General features: G+C 73.3%; 22 protein-coding genes and 1 pseudogene. 18 read left to right on the plus strand and 5 right to left on the minus strand.

What is annotated here, in order from left to right; genetic code table 11:
• The 3 genes and pseudogenes from ACWDAS_RS09200 to truA all read left to right on the plus strand — a co-directional run.
• Window positions 1–164, plus strand: a pseudogene (locus ACWDAS_RS09200) (DNA-directed RNA polymerase subunit alpha); the annotation flags it as partial.
• Between the two features lie 82 nt (window positions 165–246).
• The gene (rplQ, locus tag ACWDAS_RS09205) at window positions 247–750 is read left to right on the plus strand and encodes a 50S ribosomal protein L17 (RefSeq protein WP_450388233.1); all 504 of its coding nucleotides are present in this window, start codon (window positions 247–249) and stop codon (window positions 748–750) included.
• A 72-nt stretch (window positions 751–822) separates the two neighbouring features.
• Window positions 823–1,680, plus strand: coding sequence for a tRNA pseudouridine(38-40) synthase TruA (gene truA / locus ACWDAS_RS09210; RefSeq protein WP_450388234.1), 858 nt, complete (start codon window positions 823–825; stop codon window positions 1,678–1,680).
• A gap of 13 nt (window positions 1,681–1,693) precedes the next feature.
• Here the strand turns inward: truA and ACWDAS_RS09215 are convergent, their stop codons facing one another.
• On the minus strand, window positions 1,694–3,544 hold the full coding sequence (locus ACWDAS_RS09215) for a hypothetical protein (RefSeq protein ID WP_450388235.1): 1,851 nt from the start codon (window positions 3,542–3,544) through the stop codon (window positions 1,694–1,696).
• Between the two features lie 26 nt (window positions 3,545–3,570).
• Entirely contained in the window at window positions 3,571–4,608 is a 1,038-nt protein-coding gene (locus tag ACWDAS_RS09220; protein WP_450388236.1) for a hypothetical protein, read from the minus strand.
• Between the two features lie 66 nt (window positions 4,609–4,674).
• On the opposite strand from ACWDAS_RS09220, the gene ACWDAS_RS09225 reads away from it, so the two are divergent.
• The 4 genes from ACWDAS_RS09225 (at window position 4,675) to glmM (ending at window position 9,040) form a co-directional block, all read left to right on the plus strand.
• A complete protein-coding gene (locus tag ACWDAS_RS09225) occupies window positions 4,675–6,297 on the plus strand; it encodes an ATP-binding cassette domain-containing protein (protein ID WP_450388237.1) in 1,623 nt (540 codons plus the stop codon).
• A gap of 245 nt (window positions 6,298–6,542) precedes the next feature.
• Complete coding sequence (rplM, locus tag ACWDAS_RS09230; protein WP_361800595.1) at window positions 6,543–6,989, plus strand: 50S ribosomal protein L13; 447 nt, start codon at window positions 6,543–6,545, stop codon at window positions 6,987–6,989.
• A 40-nt stretch (window positions 6,990–7,029) separates the two neighbouring features.
• Window positions 7,030–7,530, plus strand: coding sequence for a 30S ribosomal protein S9 (rpsI, locus tag ACWDAS_RS09235; RefSeq protein ID WP_319140461.1), 501 nt, complete (start codon window positions 7,030–7,032; stop codon window positions 7,528–7,530).
• 151 nt (window positions 7,531–7,681) lie between these two features.
• Entirely contained in the window at window positions 7,682–9,040 is a 1,359-nt protein-coding gene (glmM, locus tag ACWDAS_RS09240) for a phosphoglucosamine mutase (RefSeq protein WP_450388238.1), read from the plus strand.
• On the opposite strand, the gene ACWDAS_RS09245 is transcribed toward glmM, so the two are convergent.
• Window positions 9,037–9,975 carry a DUF389 domain-containing protein gene (locus ACWDAS_RS09245; RefSeq protein WP_450388239.1) on the minus strand — a complete coding sequence of 313 codons (939 nt, stop codon included), beginning with the start codon at window positions 9,973–9,975 and terminating at the stop codon, window positions 9,037–9,039. The two genes, glmM and ACWDAS_RS09245, sit on opposite strands and share 4 nt — an antisense overlap.
• Window positions 9,976–10,004: 29 nt before the next feature.
• Window positions 10,005–10,997 (minus strand): type I pantothenate kinase, encoded by a 993-nt coding sequence (gene coaA, locus ACWDAS_RS09250; RefSeq protein WP_450388240.1) that lies wholly within the window; start codon window positions 10,995–10,997, stop codon window positions 10,005–10,007.
• A 162-nt stretch (window positions 10,998–11,159) separates the two neighbouring features.
• Between coaA and ACWDAS_RS09255 the strand changes: the two genes are divergently transcribed.
• The 10 genes from ACWDAS_RS09255 (at window position 11,160) to ACWDAS_RS09300 (ending at window position 21,542) form a co-directional block, all read left to right on the plus strand.
• Window positions 11,160–12,134 carry an ATP-binding cassette domain-containing protein gene (locus ACWDAS_RS09255; protein WP_450388241.1) on the plus strand — a complete coding sequence of 325 codons (975 nt, stop codon included), beginning with the start codon at window positions 11,160–11,162 and terminating at the stop codon, window positions 12,132–12,134.
• Window positions 12,131–12,937 carry an ABC transporter permease gene (locus ACWDAS_RS09260; RefSeq protein WP_450388242.1) on the plus strand — a complete coding sequence of 269 codons (807 nt, stop codon included), beginning with the start codon at window positions 12,131–12,133 and terminating at the stop codon, window positions 12,935–12,937. The genes ACWDAS_RS09255 and ACWDAS_RS09260 overlap by 4 nt, the downstream gene beginning before the upstream one ends.
• Window positions 12,938–13,035: 98 nt before the next feature.
• On the plus strand, window positions 13,036–14,883 hold the full coding sequence (glmS, locus tag ACWDAS_RS09265; protein WP_450388243.1) for a glutamine--fructose-6-phosphate transaminase (isomerizing): 1,848 nt from the start codon (window positions 13,036–13,038) through the stop codon (window positions 14,881–14,883).
• A 7-nt stretch (window positions 14,884–14,890) separates the two neighbouring features.
• A complete protein-coding gene (locus ACWDAS_RS09270) occupies window positions 14,891–15,259 on the plus strand; it encodes a holo-ACP synthase (RefSeq protein ID WP_450388244.1) in 369 nt (122 codons plus the stop codon).
• 421 nt (window positions 15,260–15,680) lie between these two features.
• A complete protein-coding gene (locus tag ACWDAS_RS09275; protein WP_450388245.1) occupies window positions 15,681–17,153 on the plus strand; it encodes an NAD(P)H-hydrate dehydratase in 1,473 nt (490 codons plus the stop codon).
• A gap of 80 nt (window positions 17,154–17,233) precedes the next feature.
• Window positions 17,234–18,223, plus strand: coding sequence for a L,D-transpeptidase (locus ACWDAS_RS09280; protein ID WP_450388246.1), 990 nt, complete (start codon window positions 17,234–17,236; stop codon window positions 18,221–18,223).
• A 35-nt stretch (window positions 18,224–18,258) separates the two neighbouring features.
• The gene (gene alr, locus ACWDAS_RS09285) at window positions 18,259–19,395 is read left to right on the plus strand and encodes an alanine racemase (protein WP_450388247.1); all 1,137 of its coding nucleotides are present in this window, start codon (window positions 18,259–18,261) and stop codon (window positions 19,393–19,395) included.
• A gap of 32 nt (window positions 19,396–19,427) precedes the next feature.
• Window positions 19,428–20,711 (plus strand): alpha/beta fold hydrolase, encoded by a 1,284-nt coding sequence (locus ACWDAS_RS09290; protein WP_450388248.1) that lies wholly within the window; start codon window positions 19,428–19,430, stop codon window positions 20,709–20,711.
• A gap of 11 nt (window positions 20,712–20,722) precedes the next feature.
• On the plus strand, window positions 20,723–21,247 hold the full coding sequence (tsaE, locus tag ACWDAS_RS09295) for a tRNA (adenosine(37)-N6)-threonylcarbamoyltransferase complex ATPase subunit type 1 TsaE (RefSeq protein WP_450388249.1): 525 nt from the start codon (window positions 20,723–20,725) through the stop codon (window positions 21,245–21,247).
• A 124-nt stretch (window positions 21,248–21,371) separates the two neighbouring features.
• Entirely contained in the window at window positions 21,372–21,542 is a 171-nt protein-coding gene (locus ACWDAS_RS09300; RefSeq protein WP_450388250.1) for a hypothetical protein, read from the plus strand.
• 67 nt (window positions 21,543–21,609) lie between these two features.
• On the opposite strand, the gene ACWDAS_RS09305 is transcribed toward ACWDAS_RS09300, so the two are convergent.
• Entirely contained in the window at window positions 21,610–22,152 is a 543-nt protein-coding gene (locus tag ACWDAS_RS09305; RefSeq protein ID WP_450388251.1) for a hypothetical protein, read from the minus strand.
• 164 nt (window positions 22,153–22,316) lie between these two features.
• Here ACWDAS_RS09305 and tsaB point away from each other — a divergent pair, with 164 nt between their 5' ends.
• The gene (gene tsaB, locus ACWDAS_RS09310; protein ID WP_450388252.1) at window positions 22,317–22,970 is read left to right on the plus strand and encodes a tRNA (adenosine(37)-N6)-threonylcarbamoyltransferase complex dimerization subunit type 1 TsaB; all 654 of its coding nucleotides are present in this window, start codon (window positions 22,317–22,319) and stop codon (window positions 22,968–22,970) included.
• The last annotated feature ends 15 nt before the right edge of the window (window positions 22,971–22,985 follow it).

The following is a 22,985-nucleotide window of genomic DNA, read 5'->3' on the forward strand; positions in this document are numbered from 1 at the left end:
GCAACTTCGGTGCGAAGTCGATCGACGAGGTCAAGGCGAAGCTGGCCGGCATGGGCCTGGCCCTGAAGGACAGCCCGCCCGGATTCGACCCGACCTCCGCCGCCGACACCTTCGGTGCGGACGACGACGCCGACGCCGGCTTCGTCGAGACCGAGCAGTACTGATCTGACTGCCCCCGGGCGTCCGCCCGGGGGGCCCTGACACCGGTACCTGACACGGCCGGTGCAGAGATTGAGGAGAAACACCATGCCGAAGCCCGCCAAGGGTGCCCGTCTGGGCGGCAGCGCCGCGCACGAGCGTCTGCTTCTCGCGAACCTCGCGAAGTCGCTGTTCGAGCACGGTCGCATCACCACCACCGAGGCCAAGGCGCGCCGTCTGCGTCCGGTCGCGGAGCGCCTGATCACCAAGGCGAAGAAGGGCGACATCCACAACCGTCGCCTGGTGCTGCAGACGATCACGGACAAGAGCGTCGTCCACACGCTCTTCACCGAGATCGCCCCGCGGTACGAGAACCGCCCGGGTGGTTACACCCGCATCACCAAGATCGGTAACCGTCGCGGCGACAACGCGCCGATGGCGGTCATCGAGCTGGTGGAGGCGCTGACCGTGGCCCAGCAGGCCACGGGTGAGGCGGAGGCCGCGACCAAGCGCGCGGTCAAGGAGGCCGAGGCCAAGACCGAGGCTCCGGCCGAGGTCGAGGACAAGGCCGAGGCCGCCGAGGCTCCGGCCGAGGAGTCCAAGGACGCCTGACGTCCTGACCGGACGGGCCCGCACCCAGATCGCTGGGGGCGGGCCCGTCCGCGTGTTTGAGAGGATCTGCGGGTGAGTGTGTCGAGCGATGAGGTGGAGCCGGGTCTCGTCCGGGTGCGGCTGGACCTGGCGTACGACGGGGCGGAGTTCTCCGGCTGGGCGAAGCAGCGCAGCAGGCGGACGGTGCAGGGCGAGCTGGAGTCGGCCGTCCAGACCGTGCTGCGGCTGCCGGAGCCGGTCGAGCTGACCGTCGCCGGGCGGACCGACGCGGGTGTGCACGCGCGGGGGCAGGTGGCGCACGTGGACCTGCCGGAGGACGTGTGGGCCCGGGAGGGCGGCAAGCTGCTGCGCCGGCTGGCCGGACGGCTGCCGTGGGACGTACGGGTGTGGAAGGTGTCGCAGGCCCCGGCGGGCTTCAACGCGCGCTTCTCCGCGATCTGGCGCCGCTACGCCTACCGGGTCGGTGACCACCAGGGCGGGGTCGACCCGCTGCTGCGGGGGCACGTGCTGTGGCACGACCGGCCGGTGGACGTCGACCTCATGAACGCCGCGGCCCAGAAGCTGCTCGGGGAGCACGACTTCGCGGCCTACTGCAAGAAGCGCGAGGGCGCGACGACCATCCGCACCCTGCTGGAACTGCACTGGGAGCGGGACGCCTCCGGGCTGGCCGTGGCGACGGTGCGGGCGGACGCCTTCTGCCACAACATGGTGCGCGCCCTGGTCGGCGCGATGCTCCTGGTCGGCGACGGGCACCGGGCGGCGGGCTTCCCCGGCGAGGTGCTGGCGGGACGGGCGCGGCACTCGGCGGTCAACGTGGTGCGGCCGCACGGGCTGACCCTGGAGGAGGTCGGCTACCCCGCGGACGAGCTGCTCGCGGCGCGCAACCGGGAGGCCCGCAACATGCGCACCCTGCCGCTGCCGCGCGACTGACTGACCGGACCGCTCATCTGCGGCGCCGCAGCGCCGCCGCCATCCGGGCCAGTACGCAGCCCGAGCCCAGGGACGTGACCGCAAGGGACACCGGGTGGAACCTGTGGTGGAAGGCGCCCCACCACAGGGCGCACGCGGCCGGGACGAGCACCAGCAGGCACAGGACGCGCATCGCCCACCAGCCGGCGGGCCGCCGCACCGGGGCGCTCCGCGGGTGCGGCGGCATGGTGCCCCTGTCCGTGGCGAGGGTGTCCCTGACCCCGGAGAGGAAGCCCCGCGGGGCGAGCACCTGGGCGCCCGGCACACCGTCGAGGGCCGCGGGACGCTCCCCGAAGCCCTCCGGCAGCGCCGGCAGGCCCAGCGCGGCCACCGTGTCCGCGAGCCGCCGCCCCGGGGCGTCCGTGCCGCGCAGCAGCGCCGTGAGGGGCCGTGCGTCGGCGACGCCGTAGGCGGCGGCGAGAGCCGCGGCCGTGGCGCCGGCGGCCTCCAGGGACGGCACGGGCGCCCCCGGCGCCCATTCGTGGGCGGCGAGCTTCCTGCCCTTGGCGTACAGCGTGATCCCGTACCGGTCAGCCGAGCGCTGCAGCACGACCGCGGGCCACTTCTCGCCCGCGGTGAAGAGGTCGACCGCCCCCGCCAGGCTGCCCTCCCCGGTCAGCTCGACATGGGTGACGTCCGGCCCCGCGGGGGCCAGCCGCAGCCCGCTGCGGCACAGCAGCGCGGCCCGGGCGACGGCGGCCAGCGGCGCGGAGGCAACCGCCAGGGTGCGCGGCGCCCACTCGGGGGCGCCGGCCGGGACGGGGACCGGGGGCGGGGTGCCGAAGAACGGAGTGCGGGTGGCGACCTGCATGCGCACCCCCGTCCGGAAGTCCAGGAACTCCTGGCGCGGGTCCTGGCCCAGGTGGGCCCAGGGGAAGCTGGTGGCGTGCACGCCGATGTCGCGGAAGACGCGCAGCGCCTCCTGCCAGCGGCCCGCGCGCACCAGCATCAGGGCCAGGTGGTTGCGGAATCCGGCGGCCTCCGGGTCGCCGGCGTCGTACCAGCCGGACAGCTCCAGGGCGCGGTCGACGGCGGTGGCGATACGTTTCGGCTCGATGGCGTCCCCGCCGGACGCGTCGTCGGCGGCGGGACCGCCCGCGACGATCTCGTACTCGACGGCGGCGAGCAGCGGCAGCGCGTTGATCTTCGATCCGGGCAGGGCCTCCTCGGCGGCCGCCTCGGCGAAGTCGAACATCTCGCGGTGGGTGCCGTACCACTTCGCGCACAGGTACTGCAGGGCGGAGGCGTGGCAGCCGTAGTGGTGCGGGGCCCGCTCGACGGCCTCGCTCCAGTACGCGTCGAAGATCTGCCGGGAGGACTGCATGCCGCGCGCGTGGGTGAGCGCGATGCGCCACGGCACCGGGTCGGCGGGGTTGAGCTCGGCGGCGGCGCCGATCACCGGTACGGCGTCCTTGAGCAGCGCGAAGAAGGCCTTGAACTGCTCGGGCGAGACCTCGGAGGCGCGGGCGCCGCTACGTATCTCCCAGGCCTGGTCGATGCACAGGTCGGCCTTGACCAGCGCCGCGTCCGGATCCTCGGGGGCGGCGTCGAGCCAGGCGTCCAGCCAGCCGGGGTTGTGCAGCGCGAACTGCGCCAGTTCGGAGACGTACGCGTCCCGCAGTTCCCATTGGCAGCCCAGGCGGGTGGCGGAGAGCAGCTCCCGGGCGGGCGCGTGGTCGCCGGTGCCCGCCGCGGCGAGCGCGGCGCGCAGCGGGGCGTCCGGGACGTCCAGGACGACGGCCTCGTCCGGCGGCAGCCCGGCCCCGACGGCGGCGCCGTGGCGGAGCACGCGGGGCAGGGTCAGCAGCGTACGCAGGGAGGGCATGCCGTTCCGGTCGGGTCGCGCGGGGGTCAGCCGGCCGGCGAGGCGGCCGCGGAGGCCATCGCGGCCTCGGCCTGTGCCCTGCCGTGCTGGACGATGCGGTTGAAGGCGTAGTTGAAGCCGTCCTGACCGGCCTGCCGGGAGGCGGTGTCGGAGTTGGTGGCGGGGGCGCCGCTCTTGGGACCGGAGATGGTGAAGTACGCGTAGCGGCCCACGGCGCCGGACTTGGACCAGCACGCCACGCCGTGGCAGAAGTCGGCGACGCCGCCGCCGTTGAGCGGCCGCACGAACTTGTTCGTCCTGCTGAGCTTCTTGGCGGAGGCGGCGTCCTTGAAGACGGCCACGCCCACGGTGACCGCGGAGCCGCCGCGGGTGTAGGTCACCCGCATCATCCGGATGCAGCCGCTGCCGGACAGGGCGGCGGACAGCGAGCCGGTCGCGGCGGCGGCGCAATTGCGGTCCTCGGTGGAGCGGGTCCTGGTGTAGGAGCGGCTGTTGACCCAGTCGAGCTTCTTGCCGGGGAAGAGGGTGCCCACGCTGAGCGGGGCGGTGTCCTTGGCGGCGCTGGACAGGAAGTCGAGCGGGCCGTAGGTCGGGCCGGGGGAGACCTCGGAGAAGGAGGGCTCGGGCGGCAGCGCGACCTCGGAGGCGGGCGCCGAGGCGGTCTCGGTGGGGGAGGGCCCGGGGCTGCCGGAGCTGACCACGGCGGTGGCGACGATCCCGGCGACGGCGGCGACGGCGAGGACGCCGCCGCCTATGAGGAGCAGCCGGCGGCGCCTGGCACCCGCCTCCGCCTCGTCGGCGAGCGCCGACCAGTCGGGCTCGCCGACGGCGGGCGCGGGTGCCTGCGGCTGCGAGGGGCCTCGGGTGCCCTGGCCGGGCACGGGCGGCGCCCAGTCGGAGGGCGCGGTCCAGGCGGGCTGCTGCGGCTGGTGGTCGGGGCCGCCGACGATCTGGCCGCGGAGCACGTGGCGCCCGTCGCCGGGGGTCCCCGGCACGCCCTGCTGTCCCGGCGGTGCGGTCCATCCCTCGTTCGGGTTGTACGGCTGCTGCGGCCCGTCAGTCATGGCGCGGATTCTATAGAGGGGAAAACCAGTTTGGCGGCGGGCGACCGCGCAACGACAATCCACGGCATGGGACATGTGGACGTTGCGCATCTGGAGTACTACCTGCCGGACGGGCGGGTGCTGCTGGGCGACGTCTCGTTCCGGGTGGGCGAGGGCGCCGCGGTGGCCCTCGTCGGGGCGAACGGCGCCGGCAAGACGACGCTCCTGCGGCTGATCTCCGGTGAGCTCAAGCCGCACGGCGGCACGGTCACGGTCGGCGGCGGGCTGGGCGTCATGCCGCAGTTCGTCGGCTCGGTACGGGACGACCGCACGGTACGGGACCTGCTGGTGTCCGTGGCGCCGCCGCGGATCCGCGAGGCCGCGGCGGCCGTCGACGCGGCCGAGCTGGAGATCATGGCGCAGGACGACGAGGCCGCGCAGCTGGCCTACGCGCAGGCGCTCAGCGACTGGGCCGAGGCCCGCGGCTACGAGGCCGAGACGGTCTGGGACATGTGCACCACGGCCGCGCTGGGCGTCCCGTACGAGCGGGCCCAGTGGCGCGAGGTGCGGACGCTGTCGGGCGGCGAGCAGAAGCGGCTGGTGCTGGAGGCGCTGCTGCGCGGCACCGACGAGGTGCTGCTGCTGGACGAGCCGGACAACTACCTCGACGTCCCCGGCAAGCGCTGGCTGGAGGAGCAGCTGCGGCAGACCAGGAAGACGGTGCTCTTCGTCTCCCACGACCGGGAGCTGCTGGCCCGCTCCGCCGAGAAGATCGTCAGCGTCGAGCCGGGGCCGGCCGGCTCGGACGTGTGGGTGCACGGCGGGGGCTTCGCCACGTACCACGAGGCGCGGCGCGAGCGGTTCGCCCGCTTCGAGGAGCTGCGGCGGCGCTGGGACGAGGAGCACGCCCGGCTCAAGAAGCTCGTTCTGACGTTGCGTCAGCAGGCGGCGATCAGCCCCGACATGGCCTCCCGCTACCGGGCCGCACAGACCCGGCTGCGTAAGTTCGAGGAGGCGGGGCCGCCGCAGGAGCCGCCGCGCGAGCAGGACATCCGCATGCGGCTGTCCGGAGGGCGCACCGCCGTGCGGGCCGTCACCTGCGCGAGGCTGGAGCTCACCGGGCTGATGAAGCCCTTCGACCTGGAGGTCTTCTACGGGGAGCGGGTGGCCGTCCTGGGCTCGAACGGCTCCGGCAAGTCGCACTTCCTGCGGCTGCTGGCGGGGGACGCGGGCGTGCGGCACACGGGGGAGTGGAAGCTGGGCGCGCGGGTCGTCCCGGGTCACTTCGCGCAGACGCACGCGCACCCGGAGCTCACGGGTCGCACCCTCGTCGACATCCTGTGGACGGAGCACTCCCGCGACCGCGGCAAGGCGATGTCCGCCCTGCGGCGGTACGAGCTGGACCGGCAGGGCGACCAGCGCTTCGACCAGCTGTCGGGCGGCCAGCAGGCACGCTTCCAGATCCTGCTGCTGGAACTGGCGGGGGCGACGGCGCTGCTGCTGGACGAGCCGACGGACAACCTGGACCTGGAGTCGGCGGAGGCCCTCCAGGAGGGGCTGGAGGCGTACGAGGGGACGGTGCTCGCGGTGACGCACGACCGCTGGTTCGCCCGCAGCTTCGACCGGTACCTCGTCTTCGGGGCGGACGGGGTCGTCCGGGAAGTGCCGGAGCCCGTGTGGGACGAGGCCCGCGTCACCCGGGAGCGGTAGCCCGGGGGCCGGGGCGCGCACGCGGCGGCGGCGCGTTTTGACCCGAACAGGCAGCCGCGGGTATTCTGCAGGTTCGTTATGCGTATTGGCTTGCTCGTTCTCACGTGAGAGGCCGCTACGCCGGTCCACCGGGCCGATGACCAGCGTTCGCCCCGCGGTATGCGTCGCCGCAGGCGACAGGGCTGTCGTGATCGTCCGGGTGGCCTTGTCAGGACCCACTCACTGAAGAAGCGAAGGCTACGACCGTGCGTACGTTCAGCCCCAAGCCCGGCGATGTCCAGCGCCAGTGGCACGTCATTGACGCGCAGGACGTCGTCCTGGGCCGTCTGGCGTCCCAGGCAGCGTCCCTCCTCCGGGGCAAGCACAAGCCGGTGTACGCGCCTCACGTTGACACTGGTGACTTCGTCATCATCATCAACGCCGACAAGGTGCACCTCTCCGGCAACAAGAAGCAGCAGAAGCTGGCCTACCGCCACTCCGGTTTCCCCGGCGGTCTGCGCTCTGTCCGCTACGACGAGCTGCTCGACAAGAACCCCGAGAAGGCGATCGAGAAGGCCGTCAAGGGCATGCTGCCCAAGAACAGCCTGGGTCGCCAGATGCTCTCCAAGCTGAAGGTCTACGCGGGTGCCGAGCACCCGCACGGCGCTCAGCAGCCGGTTCCGTTCGAGATCAGCCAGGTCGCGCAGGGCTAGTCCCGGCCACCAACGACACAGAAAGCATCTGAGGAGCATCGTGGCCGAGACCACCCCCGAGACCCCGCTCGTCGAAGACGGCGAGATCGTGGAGACCATCGAGATCCCGGAGGAGTACACCTCCGAGTCCCTCGCGTCCCGCTTCGGCGAGCCCCAGCCGGCCGCCGGCACGGGCCGTCGCAAGGAGTCCGTCGCCCGCGTCCGGATCATCCCGGGCTCCGGCAAGTGGACCATCAACGGTCGCACCCTTGAGGAGTACTTCCCCAACAAGGTGCACCAGCAGGAAGTCAACGAGCCGTTCAAGATCCTCGAGCTCGACGGCCGTTACGACGTCATCGCCCGCATCAACGGCGGCGGCATCTCCGGCCAGGCCGGTGCGCTGCGCCTGGGCGTCGCCCGTGCGCTGAACGAGGCGGACGTGGACAACAACCGCGGCCCGCTCAAGAAGGCCGGCTTCCTGACCCGTGACGCTCGCGAGATCGAGCGCAAGAAGGCCGGTCTGAAGAAGGCCCGCAAGGCGCCGCAGTACAGCAAGCGCTAAGCACCACGCGCGCTGCGCCGCACTGCGCGTACGCCCCGGAGGCACTTTGTGCGTCTCCGGGGCGTACGCATTCCGGGGGGTATAGGCGTATAACCGGATGAACGCCCGACGGGTACGGGGCGGAGCACGGCAACATCTCGGAGGAAAGACTGTGGGACGACTCTTCGGTACGGACGGTGTGCGCGGCGTCGCGAACGCCGATCTGACGGCTGAGCTGGCGCTCGGCCTGTCGGTCGCGGCGGCGCATGTGCTCGCCGAGGCGGGAACGTTCGAGGGCCACAAGCCGGTGGCCGTGGTGGGACGGGATCCGCGGGCCTCCGGAGAGTTCCTGGAAGCCGCCGTGGTGGCGGGGCTCGCCAGCGCGGGCGTGGACGTGCTGCGGGTGGGCGTGCTGCCGACCCCGGCGGTGGCCTACCTCACCGGCGCGCTCGGCGCGGACCTGGGCGTGATGCTTTCCGCGAGCCACAACGCGATGCCCGACAACGGCGTCAAGTTCTTCGCCCGGGGCGGCCACAAGCTGGCGGACGAGCTCGAGGACCGCATCGAGTCCGTCTACGAGGAGCACCGCACCGGCGCCCCCTGGGACCGCCCGACCGGTGCCGGGGTGGGCCGCGTGCGCGACTACGACGAGGGTTTCGACCAGTACGTCGCCCACCTGATCGCCGTCCTGCCCAACCGCCTCGACGGCCTGAGGATCGTCCTGGACGAGGCGCACGGCGCCGCCGCCCGCGTCTCCCCCGAGGCCTTCGCCCGCGCCGGCGCCGAGGTGATCACCATCGGCGCCCAGCCGGACGGCCTCAACATCAACGACGGCTGCGGCTCCACCCATCTGGACCTGCTCAAGACCGCCGTCACCGAGCACGGCGCGGACCTCGGCATCGCCCACGACGGCGACGCCGACCGCTGCCTGGCCGTGGACCACCAGGGCAACGAGGTCGACGGCGACCAGATCCTGGCCGTCCTGGCGCTCGCCATGCGCGAGGCGGACCGGCTGCGCAAGAACACCGTCGTCGGCACCGTCATGTCCAACCTGGGCTTCAAGCTCGCCATGGAGCGCGAGGGCATCGACCTGATCCAGACCGCCGTCGGCGACCGCTACGTGCTGGAGTCCATGAAGGCCCACGGCTACGCGCTCGGCGGCGAGCAGTCCGGCCACGTGATCATCCTCGACCACGCCACCACCGGCGACGGCACCCTCACAGGTCTCATGCTGGCCGCCCGGGTCGCCTCCACCGGCCGCTCGCTGGCCGACCTGGCGTCGGTCATGGAGCGGCTGCCCCAGGTCCTGATCAACGTCCGGGACGTCGACAAGAGCCGTGTCGGGTCCTCGCCCGAGCTGGCCGCCGCCGTGACCGAGGCCGAGGCCGAGCTGGGCACCACCGGCCGCGTGCTGCTGCGCCCCTCGGGCACCGAGCCGCTGGTCCGCGTCATGGTCGAGGCCGCCGACATCGACCACGCCCGTTCCGTGGCCGGACGGCTCGCCGACGCCGTGAAGTCCGCGCTCGGCTAGACCCCCGCACGCCGCCTGCGCTGCATCGCCCAGAACGCCTTCTGGGCGAGCAGCGTCAGCACGCCCGCGATGACGATGCCCGCCAGATTCACGCCGAGCTGCGCCGAGGACCCCCACAGTTCGCGGTAGTCCCCGTACGACAGGGCGAGGGCGGCGTTGGCGGCGGCCGGAACGGTGGTCACCGAGATCGCCACGCCGACGAGGGCCCCGGACTTGGCCGAGGTCAGCGAGAGGATCCCGGCGATCCCGGCGAGGAACGCCACCACGAAGGAGCTCGCGTCCGGCTGCCAGATGAACGCGGTGGACGGGTGCGGTGCCGTGAAGTCGGCGACACTGAAGACGCCCAGGGCGTCCATCAGGTAGTTGAAGCCGCCGGTGAGCACCATCGCCACCGGGAAGCCCACCAGCAGCGCCACCAGCGAGCGCCTGGCCAGCCGCCCGTGGCGCTGCACGAGCCCGGTGCACACCCCGGCCAGCGGCCCGAACTCGGGGCCCACGACCATCGCGCCGACGATCAGGATCGCGCTGTCCAGCATCACACCGCAGGCCGCCAGCATCGTCGCCACGGACAGGAACGCCAGGTACGTGACGGTGAGGGTGGACTCCTCGTGCGTCGCGTCGGCGAGCGACTCCCACAGCACCGCGTCCGCGCCCTCGCCGGGCGCCTCCTCCTCGGCCTTGTCCGCGCGGCGCGACAGCGACAGGTCGATGTGCTCCACCGCGATCGAGCCGGTGTCGGCGACCCCCATGTCCCGGAGGCCGCGCAGCAGTTCGTCGCCCGCCTCCCGTGCCACGTCGCACAGGACGATGTCGCCGCGCGGATTGCGGGCGGCACCCGCCAGCACCGCGACATGGGTGGTGCCCACGGTCCGTTCGATCAGGGACACGACCTCGTCGGTCCTCGGGGCCGGGACGATCATCCGCAGATGCAGCATGCGGGCAGGCTACCGCCGCCCCCGCGCCGCTAGAGCTTGCGCAGGGAGAGCTTCTGCACCTTGTGGTCGGGGCCCTTGCGCAGGATCAGCGTGGCCCGGCCGCGGGTGGGGAGCACGTTCTGCACCAGGTTCGGCTGGTTGATCGCGCGCCACGTGTGGCGGCCGTACTGCATGGCCTCGTCCTCGGAGACCTCGGTATAGCGGTGGAAGTACGACAGCGGGTCCTGGAAGGCGGTCTCGCGGAGCTTGCGGAAGCGCGCCAGGTACCACTGCTCGATGTCCTCGGTGCGCGCGTCCACGTACACGCTGAAGTCGAAGTAGTCGGCGAGCGCGACCCGGGTGCGGCCGTCCTTGCCGGGCAGGGCCGGCTGCAGGACGTTCAGGCCCTCGACGATGAGGATGTCGGGCCGCCGGACCACCAGTTCCTCGTCGGGCACGATGTCGTAGATCAGGTGCGAGTAGACCGGCGCGCGGACCTCGTCCTTGCCGGCCTTCACGTCGGCCACGAAGCGCGTCAGGGCGCGCCGGTCGTACGACTCGGGGAAGCCCTTGCGGGACATCAGCCCGCGACGCTGGAGTTCGGCCTTGGGCAGCAGGAAGCCGTCGGTGGTGACCAGTTCCACGCGCGGGTGCTCGGGCCAGCGGGCGAGCAGCGCCTTGAGGATGCGCGCGGTGGTGGACTTGCCGACCGCGACGCTGCCGGCGACCCCGATGACGAAGGGCGTGCCGGTCTGCGAGCCGTGACCCTCCCCGGTGTCGTCGAGGAAGGTGTTGACCGCGCCGCGCAGGCCGTGGCTGGCCCCGACGTAGAGGTTGAGCAGCCGCGACAGCGGCAGGTAGACGTCGATCACCTCGTCGAGGTCGATGACGTCGCCGAGGCCGCGCAGCCGCTCGACCTCGTCCGCGGTGAGGGGCAGCGGCGTACGGTCGCGCAGCGCGCTCCACTCCGCCCGCGTCAGGTCGACGTACGGAGTGGGCTCGGCGCGGCGGCGCGTCGGGTGGGGGGAAGTGGTCGGCGGCACGGATTCATTGTTGCGCCGGGATGAACGGCGCTCACGCCGGGGTCGGGAAGCCCGCCGCCGGCGCGGTCGTCAGCGGTCTGTCAGCCGGATGTCAGTGGCACCCGGGACAGTGGTGCGCAACAGACCAACACCGTGCGAACCGCAACGGGGAGGACATCGCGGATGAGTTACGCGATCCAGGCGGAGGGCCTGGTCAAAAGCTTCAAGGAGACGACGGCGCTGTCCGGCGTGGACCTGGCCGCGCGCAGCGGCACGGTGCTGGGCGTGCTCGGCCCCAACGGGGCGGGCAAGACCACGGCGGTGCGCATCCTGGCCACGCTGCTGCGGCCGGACGCCGGCCGGGCCTTCGTCGGCGGCCACGACGTGGTGCGGGAGGCGGGCGCCGTGCGCGCCCTCGTCGGGCTCACCGGGCAGTACGCGGCGGTGGACGAGATGCTCACCGGCCACGAGAACCTGCTGATGATCGCCCGCCTGCTGGGCCTGCCGCGCCGTGAGGCCCGGGCCCGGGCGACGCGCCTGCTGGAGGAGTTCCGGCTCGCCGACGCGGGCGGCCGCGCCGCCAAGACGTACTCCGGCGGCATGCGGCGCCGCCTCGACCTGGCCGCCAGCCTGGTGGGGCGGCCGCGGGTGCTCTTCCTCGACGAGCCGACCACCGGCCTTGACCCGCACAGCCGCAACGAACTGTGGGACATCGTCCGCGGCCTGGTCGGGGACGGCACCACGGTGCTGCTCACCACGCAGTACCTGGAGGAGGCCGACCAGCTGGCCGACGACATCGCGGTCATCGACCGCGGCCGCGTGATCGCCGAGGGCACCCCGGACGGGCTCAAGGAGCAGGTCGGCGGCCAGGTGCTGCAGGTGCGGCCGATGGCCGCGGAACAGCTGGCGAAGGTCCACACGACGGTCTCGGCGATCGCCGGGCCCGCCGCCAAGATCGAGTCGGGCCTGGTCACCGCGCCCGTCAACGACCCGGAGCTGATGCCCGCCGTCGTCCGGCGGCTGGACGAGGCCGGGGTGCGGGTGAGCGAGCTCACGCTGCGCCGCTCCAGCCTCGACGAGGTGTTCCTGTCCTTGACCGGGCACCGCGCGGTGGAGGAGACGACGACGGACGAGGACAAGACGGAGGCCCTGGTATGAGCGCCGTGACCCTGGACGTGATGCCCGCCGCCAAGGTGCGGCCCTGGGACGGAGTGCAGCAGACCTGCACCCTCGCGTGGCGCAACCTGGTGCAGATCAAGCACAACCCGATGGAGCTGATGGACCTCAGCGTCCAGCCCATCATGTTCGTGCTGCTCTTCACCTACGTCTTCGGCGGCCAGATGGCCGGCTCGCCGGACGCGTACCTGCAGTACGCGCTGCCAGGGATCATCGTGCAGAACGCCCTCTTCGCGACCATGAACACCGCGATGGGCCTCAACATCGACCTCACCAAGGGCGTCCTGGACCGGCTGCGCTCCCTGCCGATCGCCCGCTCCGCGCCGCTCATGGGCCGGGTCGTGGCGGACCTCGGCAAGCAGCTGTGGTCGCTGCTGCTGATGCTGGGCCTGGGCATGCTCATGGGCTTCGACGTCGACGGCGGGGCGCCCGGCGTGCTGGGCGCGGCGGGCCTGCTGCTGGCCTTCGCGGTCGCCATGTCCTGGATGACGCTGCTGATCGGGATGCTGGTCTCCGAGCCGGAGAAGGTGATGACCTTCGGTTTCGTGCTGGTCATGCCGCTCACCTTCACCTCCAGCGCGTTCGTGCGGGCCGACACCATGCCCGGCTGGCTCAAGGCGTGGGCGGACATCAACCCGGTCACCCGCCTGGCCGACGCCGTGCGGGCGCTGATGACCGGTACCGGGGAGGTCGCAGGACCTGTCATGTGGTCGCTGCTGTGGGCCGCCGGGATCGCCGTGGTGTTCGTCCCGCTGGTGATGCGCGCCTACCGCGCGCGCAGTTGACCGCATTCCCCGCGGTGCCCCGGACCGTCCCGGTCCGGGGCCGCCCGGGGGACGGCTGAGGGTCCGATGTCCGCCGTTCGCCGCTTAGAGTTCTCCTCATGTGCGGAATCGTTGGATACGTGGGCGGCCAGTCCGCCCTCGATGTTGTCATCGCGGGTCTGAAGCGTCTCGAGTACCGGGGCTACGACTCGGCGGGCGTCGCCGTCCTCGCCGACGGGGGGCTCGCCGCGGCCAAGAAGGCCGGGAAGCTCGCCAACCTCGAGAAGCTGCTGGACGAGCGTCCGCTGCCGACCGGACCTGCCGGCATCGGGCACACCCGCTGGGCCACCCACGGCGGCCCCACCGACGCCAACGCGCACCCCCACCTGGACAACGCGGGCCGGGTCGCCGTCGTCCACAACGGCATCATCGAGAACTTCGCCGCGCTCCGCGCCGAGCTCGCCGAGCGCGGCCACGAGCTGCTCTCCGAGACCGACACCGAGGCCGTCTCCCACCTCCTGGCCGAGGCATACTCCTCCACCGGGGACCTCGCCGAGGCCATGCGCCAGGTCTGCAGCCGCCTGGAGGGCGCCTTCACCCTGGTGGCCGTCCACGCCGACGAGCCGGACGTCGTGGTCGGCGCCCGCCGCAACTCCCCGCTCGTCGTGGGCGTCGGCGCCGGCGAGAACTTCCTCGCCTCCGACGTCTCGGCGTTCATCGCGCACACCCGCGAGGCCATCGAGCTGGGCCAGGACCAGGTCGTCGAGCTGCGCCGCGAGGGCGTCACGGTCACCGACTTCGAGGGCAAGCCCGCCGACGTCCGGCCGTACCACATCGACTGGGACGCCTCCGCCGCCGAGAAGGGCGGCTACGACTACTTCATGCTCAAGGAGATCGCCGAGCAGCCCAAGGCCGTCGCCGACACGCTGCTCGGCCGGATCGACGCCGGCGGTCTGCTGACCCTCGACGAGGTGCGGATCCCGGCCTCCGTGCTGCGCGAGGTCGACAAGATCGTCATCGTCGCCTGCGGCACCGCCTTCCACGCCGGGATGATCGCCAAGTACGCGATCGAGCACTGGACCCGCATCCCCTGCGAGGTCGAGCTCGCCAGCGAGTTCCGCTACCGCGACCCGATCCTGGCCCCGCGCACCCTGGTCGTCGCCATCAGCCAGTCCGGCGAGACCATGGACACCCTCATGGCCCTGCGGCACGCCCGCGAACAGGGCTCGAAGGTGCTCGCCATCTGCAACACCAACGGCTCCACCATCCCGCGCGAGTCCGACGCGGTCCTCTACACCCACGCGGGCCCCGAGGTCGCCGTCGCCTCCACCAAGGCCTTCCTCACCCAGGTCGTCGCCTGCTACCTCGTCGCCCTCTACCTGGGCCAGGTGCGCGGCACGAAGTGGGGCGACGAGATCCTCGCCGTCATCCGCGAACTCTCCCAGATCTCCCGCCAGGTCGAGCAGGTCCTGGAGACCATGGAGCCGGTCCGCGAGCTGGCCCGCTCCCTCAAGGACAAGAACACCGTCCTCTTCCTCGGCCGGCACGTGGGCTACCCCGTCGCCCTGGAGGGCGCGCTCAAGCTCAAGGAGCTCGCCTACATGCACGCCGAGGGCTTCGCCGCCGGCGAGCTCAAGCACGGCCCCATCGCGCTGATCGAGGAGGACCTCCCGGTCGTCGTGGTCGTGCCGTCGCCGCGCGGGCGTTCGGTGCTGCACGACAAGATCGTCTCCAACATCCAGGAGATCCGCGCCCGCGGCGCGCGCACCATCGTCATCGCGGAGGAGGGCGACGAGTCCGTCGTCCCCTACGCCGACCACCTGGTGTGGGTGCCGCAGACCCCGACGCTGCTGCAGCCGCTGGTCGCGACCGTGCCGCTGCAGGTCTTCGCGTGCGAACTCGCCACGGCCCGCGGCAACGAGGTCGACCAGCCGCGGAACCTCGCGAAGTCCGTCACGGTCGAGTGATCACGCCGTGATCATCGGGGTCGGCATCGACGTCGCCGAGATCGACCGCTTCGAGCGGTCCCTGGAGCGCACGCCCGGCCTGGCCGAGCGGCTCTTCCTCCCCGGCGAGCTCCACCTCCCCAGTGGGGCCCGCCGGGGCATCGCCTCGCTCGCGGCGCGCTTCGCCGCGAAGGAGGCGATCGCGAAGGCGCTGGGGGCGCCCGGGGGGCTGCACTGGTCGGACGCGGAGGTCGTCACGGAGGACTCGGGGCAGCCGCGGCTCATCGTCCGCGGGACGGTGGCGGCCCGGGCCGAGCAACTCGGGGTGCGGAGCTTCCACGTATCCCTCAGCCACGACGCGGGGGTCGCGTCAGCGGTCGTCGTCGCGGAGGGGTGACCGCTTCGCGGGTGCGGTTTCCCTCCGGGGCGCCCGTCGTCGTCTGTGTGCGGCGCCCTTGTGGTTTCTGTTGGGGGCAGGGGTGTTCCGGCGCGGTCAGTGCGGGCCTGCGCTCTGTCGTTTGGGCTCGGTGCCGCGCCGGGGTCCTCCCCCGGCCGGAGGCTGGGGGAGGATGGATGTTCTGGACGGTGCGGCGTATGTGTGTGCGGCATCCGGGGCGGGAAATGCAGGTGCCCGCCATGCACGTGAACATGCCAGCCCAGGACGTGCAGCCCCGGAGGGCCCGACCCCGGCCCACCCACACGCGCAGCGCAAGACGGCAACCGACCGTGCTGGGCAACCCCCACCGCAACGGACAACGGCGCCGCACACAACCCGTGCACGGCGCGCAACGACGCGCCCCCGGTGGGAACATGGCCGCATGCGGCATGCCTACAGCGTGGACACCGTACGGGCGGCGGAGCGCGAGCTCATGGCGCGGCTTCCCCCGGGAGCCCTGATGCAGCGGGCGGCGGCCGGCCTGGCCGCCGCGTGCGCGAACGCGCTCGGCGCGGGGCGCGGGGTCTACGCGGCCCGCGTCGTCGTGCTGACCGGAAGCGGTGACAACGGCGGCGACGCCCTGTACGCGGGCGCGCGGCTGGCCCGGCGCGGGGCGGGCGTGACCGCCGTCCTGCTGGCCCCGCAGAAGGCGCACCGCGGCGGCCTGGCGGCCCTGCGCGCCGCGGGCGGCCGCGCCGTCACCGCGGACGACGCGCACGTGGACGCCGGGGCGCTGATCCACCGCGCCGACCTCGTCCTGGACGGCATCGTGGGCATCGGCGGCAAGGGCGGCCTGCGTCCTGAGGCGGTGCCGCTCGCGGAGGCCGCCCACGCGTCCCGCGCGGTCGTGGTCGCCGTCGACCTCCCCAGCGGCGTGGACGCCGACACCGGCGAGGTGCAGGGGGCGGCGGTGCGCGCCGACATGACCGTCACGTTCGGCACGTACAAGCCGGGCCTGCTCATCGACCCCGCCGCCGGGTACGCCGGCGCGCTGCGCCTGATCGACATCGGCCTCCGCCTCGACGGCACCCCGCCCGACCTGGAGGCGCTGCAGCACGGGGACGTCGCCGCCCTCCTCCCCGGTCCCGACGCCGAGAGCGACAAGTACCGGCGCGGGGTGATCGGTGTCGTCGCGGGCTCGGAGCGGTATCCCGGCGCCGCCGTCCTCGCGGTGGCGGGGGCGCTGCGGGCGGGTGCGGGGGCCGTGCGGTACGTGGGACCGGGGGCGCGGGCCGTGCTGGCCCGTTTCCCGGAGACGCTGGTGTCGGCCGGGCCGCCGCACAAGGCGGGCCGGGTGCAGGCCTGGGTGGTGGGCCCGGGGCTGGGCGACGGGCCGGAGGCGCGGCGTGCGGTGGACGACGTGATCGCCTCGGACGTGCCCGTGCTCGTCGACGCGGACGGCCTGCGGCTGCTGGACCGGGCCGTCGTGCGCTCCCGTACCGCGGGAACCGTGCTCACCCCGCACGCGGGGGAGGCGGCGGCGCTGCTCGGGGTGGCCCGCGAGGAGGTGGAGGCGGGGCGGCTGGACCATGTGCGACGCCTGGCCGACGCGTTCGGCGCGACGGCGCTGCTGAAGGGGTCCACGACGCTCGTGGCCTCCCCGGATCGGGGGGTCCCGGTCCGGGTCAATCCCACCGGCACGTCCTGGCTGGCCACGGCGGGCAGCGGGGACGTGCTCTCCGGGATCACCGGATCCCTGCTGGCCGCGGGCCTCACCCCGCGTGACGCGGCCTCCGTCGGCGCCTATCTGCACGGCCTGTCCGCGCGCGTCGCCGCGGGCCCGGTGGGAGCGCCGATCGCCGCGCACGACGTGGCCGCGGCCCTCCCCGGCGCCTGGCGCGACGTCAGGTCCTGATCCGCCGTCAACTGGGCGAAACGGGTGGAGTCCGCCGACGCGGTGTTCCGCCGGGCGGCCGCACGTCAATTTGTGTGTTCATGGGAACGTATGCCAGAAGCAGGGCTCGGCTGCTCACCGCGGCAGTGATCGCCCTCGCCGCACTCGGTATGCACACGACGGCCGCCGCGGACGACGACGACCGGCCGGTGCCGGTCGACCGGCTCGTCCCCGGGGTCCCCTTCGGACCGGACGCCTCCCGGCAGGTCGACACCCCCGACCAGGGCGCCCTGCCGCGCCGGATCGGCCTGCCGGGGCGCGCGCGCAGCGCAGCGCCGTCCGAGGACGACGACTCCGTGGACCCGCAGCTGGTCGAGTTCGTTCCGTCCAAGGACATCGAGCGGGCCCGCAAGTTCGAGGAGGAGCGGCAGGCGGACGAGGAGCACGAGGAGTACTACGAGGAGGACGACGGGGAGAACCCGGAGCGCCGCGAGTACTGCACGTCCTTCACCGGGCCGTATCAGCGGGAGGTGGAGAAGCGCCTGCGGCTGCGCGTGAACGGCAGGCAGTCCGAGGCCGACTGCGCGGCGATCCAGGAGTACCAGCGGTCCCGGGGCATCGTCCCCGACACCGGTTTCGCAGGCCCCACCACCTGGGGGTACCTGCGCCTGGAGGAGGCGCGCAGGAAGGGCCCGAACGCCTCCCGGCGATGCCCGGCCCCGGCCCGGGGCAAGCGCATCGTGTGCATCGACCTCAACCGCCAGCTGCTGTGGGTGCAGAGCAGCGCCACGAAGGTCGTCTTCGGCCCGGTAGCCATCCGCAGCGGCCGCACCGGCTACCTCACCCGCACCGGCCGCTTCTCCGTCTACTGGCGCCACAAGGACCACGTCTCCGACATCTACGACGCCCCGATGCCGTACAGCCAGTTCTTCAGCGGCGGCCAGGCGATGCACGCCACGCCGGGAAGCGTCTACAAGGCGCCCGGTTCGCACGGCTGCATCAACCTCTCCAACCGCAACGCGCGCCTGCTGTGGAACTTCCTGAAGCTCCATGAGCCGGTGTACGTGTGGGGCCGGAAACCCGGCACGTGACGGCGGCACAGAGTACGCCTGAGACACTGGGCGCGATGGATGAGACGAATCTGCGCGCCCAGGCCACGATCGATCTTGCCGCACTGCGGTCGAACGTCGCGGCGCTGCGCGCCCGCGCGCCCCGCTCCGGGCTCATGGCCGTGGTCAAGGCGGACGCCTACGGCCACGGCATGGTGCCGTGCGCCCGGGCGGCGCTGCAGGCCGGCGCCGACTGGCTCGGTACGGCCACGCCCGAGGAGGCGCTGGCGCTGCGCGCCACCGGGATCACCGCGCCCGTGCTGTGCTGGCTGTGGACGCCGGGCGGCCCGTGGCGGGCCGCCGTCGACGCGGACATCGACGTGACGGTCAGCGCGCTGTGGGCGCTGCGCGAGGTCACCGCGGCGGCCGCGGCCGCGGGCCGGACCGCGCGGGTCCAGCTGAAGGCCGACACGGGCCTGGGCCGCAACGGCGCCCAGCCCGCGGACTGGCCCGACCTGGTCGCCGCCGCCCGCGCGGCCGAGGTGGAGGGCCTGATCAAGGTCACCGGGCTGTGGTCGCACTTCGCGTGCGCCGACGAGCCCGGCGACCCCTCCATCGCCGCGCAGCTCGCCGTCTTCCACAGCGCCCTGGAGACCGCCGAGCGCGCCGGGCTCCGCCCCGAGATCCGGCACATGGCGAACTCCCCGGCCACCTTGACCCTGCCGGAGGCGCACTTCGACCTGGTCCGCCCCGGGGTGGCCGTGTACGGGATCTCGCCGGTCCCGCAGGTCGGGGGTCCGGCGGACTTCGGGCTGCGGCCGGTGATGACGCTGTCGGCGCGCCTGGCCTCGGCCAAGCGTGTCCCCGGCGGCCACGGCGTCTCGTACGGCCACCACTACAGGACCCCCGGCGAGACGACCCTCGCCCTGGTCCCGGTCGGCTACGCGGACGGCATCCCGCGGCATGCCTCCGGCACCGGCCCGGTGCTGGTGGCGGGCAAGTGGCGGACGGTCGCCGGGCGGGTGGCGATGGACCAGTTCGTGGTCGACCTCGGGGGCGACTCCGCCGAGCCGGGCGACGAGGCAGTACTGTTCGGCCCTGGTGACCGCGGTGAGCCGACCGCCGAGGACTGGGCGCGCGCGGCGGGCACCATCGCGTACGAGATCGTCACTCGGATCGGGACCCGGGTGCCGCGCGTCTACGTGGGTACGTAAACGCGTAGCCAAGGGGAAGCAGCGATACGACCATGACCGAGAGCGGTAAGGCAACGGGGAAAGCGATCGAGGCGGTGGCCGAAGCGGCCGCCGCTTCCGGTCGCTGGCAGCGCGCCGGGATCGTCGGCGCGGCCATCGGCGTCGTCGCGGCGGGCGCCGCCGCGGGCGTCGCGCTGGAGCGCGCCACGGTCGGCCGCGGCATGCGCAAGCGCGCGCGGCTCGCCCTCGACCTGGCCGGGCCCTACGGTTCCCTGCGCGGGATGCCGGGCCGGGCCGCCGCCGAGGACGGCACCGAGCTGTACTACGAGGTCGAGGAGGCGGACCCGGCCGCGGTCGACGCGGCCGCGCCGCCGCGGCGCTGGCAGTTCTTCCGCCGCAACGGCCAGGCGCCGCCGCTGACCGTGGTCTTCTGCCACGGCTACTGCCTCAACCAGGACTCCTGGCACTTCCAGCGCGCCGCGCTGCGCGGGGCGATACGCGCCGTCTACTGGGACCAGCGCAGTCACGGCCGCTCCGGCCACGGCAAGGACCAGGAGGACGGCGAGCCCGCGACGATCGACCAGCTCGGCCGGGACCTGAAGGCGGTACTCGACGCCGCCGTGCCGGACGGCCCGCTGGTGCTGGTCGGGCACTCCATGGGCGGGATGACGATCATGGCGTTCGCCGACCAGTTCCCCGAGCTGGTGGCCGAGCGCGTCGCGGGCTTCGCCTTCGTCGGTACGTCCTCCGGCAAGCTGGCCAGTGTGACGCTGGGCCTGCCGGCGGCGGGCGCGCGGGCGCTGCGGGCGCTGGCGCCGGGGGTGCTGCGGATCCTGGGCACCCAGGTGGACCTGGTGGAACGGGGGCGCCGCGCGACGGCCGACCTCTTCGCCGGGATCATCAAGCGCTACTCCTTCGGCTCCGACGTGGACCCGGGGGTCGCGCGCTTCGCCGAGCGCATGATCGAGTCGACCCCGATCGACGTCGTCGCCGAGTTCTACCCGGCCTTCACCGAGCACGAGAAGGGCGAGGCCCTGGACGTCCTGGACGGCCTGCCCGGACTGGTGCTCGCCGGGGACAAGGACCTGCTGACGCCCAGCGAGCACAGCCGCGCCATCGCCGAGCGGCTGCCGGACACGGAGCTGGTCGTGGTGCCCGACGCCGGGCATCTGGTGATGCTGGAGTACCCCGAGCTGGTCAACACCCATCTCGCCGCGCTGCTCGCCGAGGCGGCCGACGCCGCGCGCGCCCCGGTCCCGCAGGCGCTGCGTGAACTGGCGGTGCCGCCGCCCGGCATGCCGGGCCGGGCGGACCGGGTGGTCTCCGGCGGCGCGTAGCATTCGGGCACATGGGCATGGAAGCCATCGGCATGGAAGCGATCCGGGTCACCGTCAAGACCCCCGACCAGATGCGCGAGCTGGGGCGCCGTCTCGCGCCGCTGCTGCGCGCCGGCGACCTCGTCGTCCTCAGCGGTGACCTGGGCGCCGGGAAGACCACGCTGACCCGAGGCCTGGGCGAGGGCCTGGACGTCCGCGGCGCGGTGACGTCGCCGACCTTCGTGATCGCGCGGGTCCACCCCTCGCTGGGCGACGGCCCGGCCCTGGTGCACGTGGACGCGTACCGGCTGACCGGCGGCCTCGACGAGATGGAGGACCTCGACCTCGACGTCTCGCTGCCGGAGTCGGTGGTCGTGGTCGAGTGGGGCGAGGGCAAGGTCGAGGAGCTGTCCGACGACCGGCTGCAGCTGGTGATCCATCGCGCGGCCGGCGAGGTCGCCGCCAACGGCCAGGAGGACCACGACGTGCGCGAGGTCGTCGTGACCGGGGTCGGTGCGCGCTGGGCCGGTGAGGATCTGGCGGGGCTCGGCGTCTGACCGCGTAACCGTTCCGACAAGCTGTCGGGAAGATGTTGCGTACGACACGGCCCACGTGTTCTGCTGGAGTCCAGGAGCTGGTTAGGGCTGCCTAACCCGACCCCGCCGGACCCAGGAGGCATCCATGTCGGCCCACACGGCCCCGGAGCCGGAGCAGGGTTACTCGATGCAGGAGCTGCTCGCGGCGAGCGCGGCGGCGAGCGCGGTCTGCACCCCACCGCAGGAGCCCGAGGCGCCGGAGCCCGACGCCGTACCGGACGAACCCTCGACGCGTCCCGAGGCGGACGCGGCCTAGGCGCGGCCCGGGGCGCCGCGCGCGGTGCCGGCGTCACCCGGGCGGGCGTTCACTCGTCCGGGTGAAATCAGCGGACGACGACGACCTTGCTGCCGATGGTCGCGAAGCCCCACAGCGCGGCGCCGTCCTTCCGCTTCTCGCGGATGCCACCGGTCTGCTGACCGGGCGGCGGGGGGCCTGGCAGCGAGCCGTCCTTGGCCGCGCTGAAGCCGATGACCACACCGTCGACGGACGTGAAACGCACCACGTTCTCGACCCGCACGCCGTCGCCGCCGAGCCCGCTCGCGCTCCGGGACGTCACGGCGTACGTGCCGGGTGCGGGGTCCACGGTGCCGGGGGTGACCACGTAGGTGGTGCTCACCTTCTCGTCGGCGCCGACGAGCCACACGCGGTCCTTGCGGAGGGAGTACACGACCCTGGTGCCGCTCCCGGAGGACGCGGGGAGCTCGTTCGCCTTCTGCGGCGCGGGGGAGGCGGAGGCCGACACCGGGGTGTCGGTGCCGGTGGAACCCACCGGGCGGGTGCCCTTGCTCATGTCGGCCGCGGAACCGGAGGCCTGGACGGCGAGGACACCGACAGCGGCCAGGGCGGCTGCGGTCAGTCCGGTCACGATCGTCCCTGAACCGATCCTTGCCACGGTTTTCCTCCGGAGGTGGGCGTCACGCTGGGTTGACGTTAGCAGCCGGGCCGCACGGCGACGGGAGCGCCGTCCCGGGCCGCGGCGGTGCCCCCGTCCTGGCAGGGCCACCCCGGTGAACGCCGTAGGCTGAACGCGTGCTGCTGCTTGCCTTCGATACCGCAACCCCCGCTGTGACGGTCGCCCTGCACGACGGCCGGCGCGTGCTCGCAGAGTCGACGGAGATCGACGCGAGGCGGCACGGGGAACTGCTGATGCCCGCCGTGGACCGTGTGCTGCGCGAGGCGGGGACCGAACTGGGCGCCGTGACCGGAATCGTGGTCGGCGTCGGCCCCGGGCCGTACACGGGGCTGCGCGTCGGCCTGGTGACCGCGGCCTCCTTCGGCGACGTGCTCGGCGTCCCCGTGCACGGGGTCTGCACCCTCGACGGCCTCGCGTACGCGGCCGGGATCGAGGGGCCGTTCGCCGTGGCGACGGACGCCCGCCGCAAGGAGGTCTACTGGGCCCGGTACGAGGGTCCGCGGACCCGGGTGACCGACCCGGCCGTGGACCGGCCCGCCGACATCGCCGGCGAGGTCGCCGGGGTGCCCGCGGTCGGCGCGGGCGCCGCCCTCTACCCCGAGGTGTTCACGGACCTCCGCCCGCCCGCCGACCAGTCCGCCGCCGCGCTGGCCGCGCTCGCCGCGGTGAAGCTGGCGGACGGCGAGGAGTTCCTCCCCGCGCTGCCGCTGTACCTGCGCCGCCCGGACGCCCAGGTGCCGGCCGGCTACAAGGCGGTCCTGCCGAAGTGACCGCGGTGATGCGCG

The organism is Streptomyces sp. NPDC001070 (assembly GCF_053598835.1).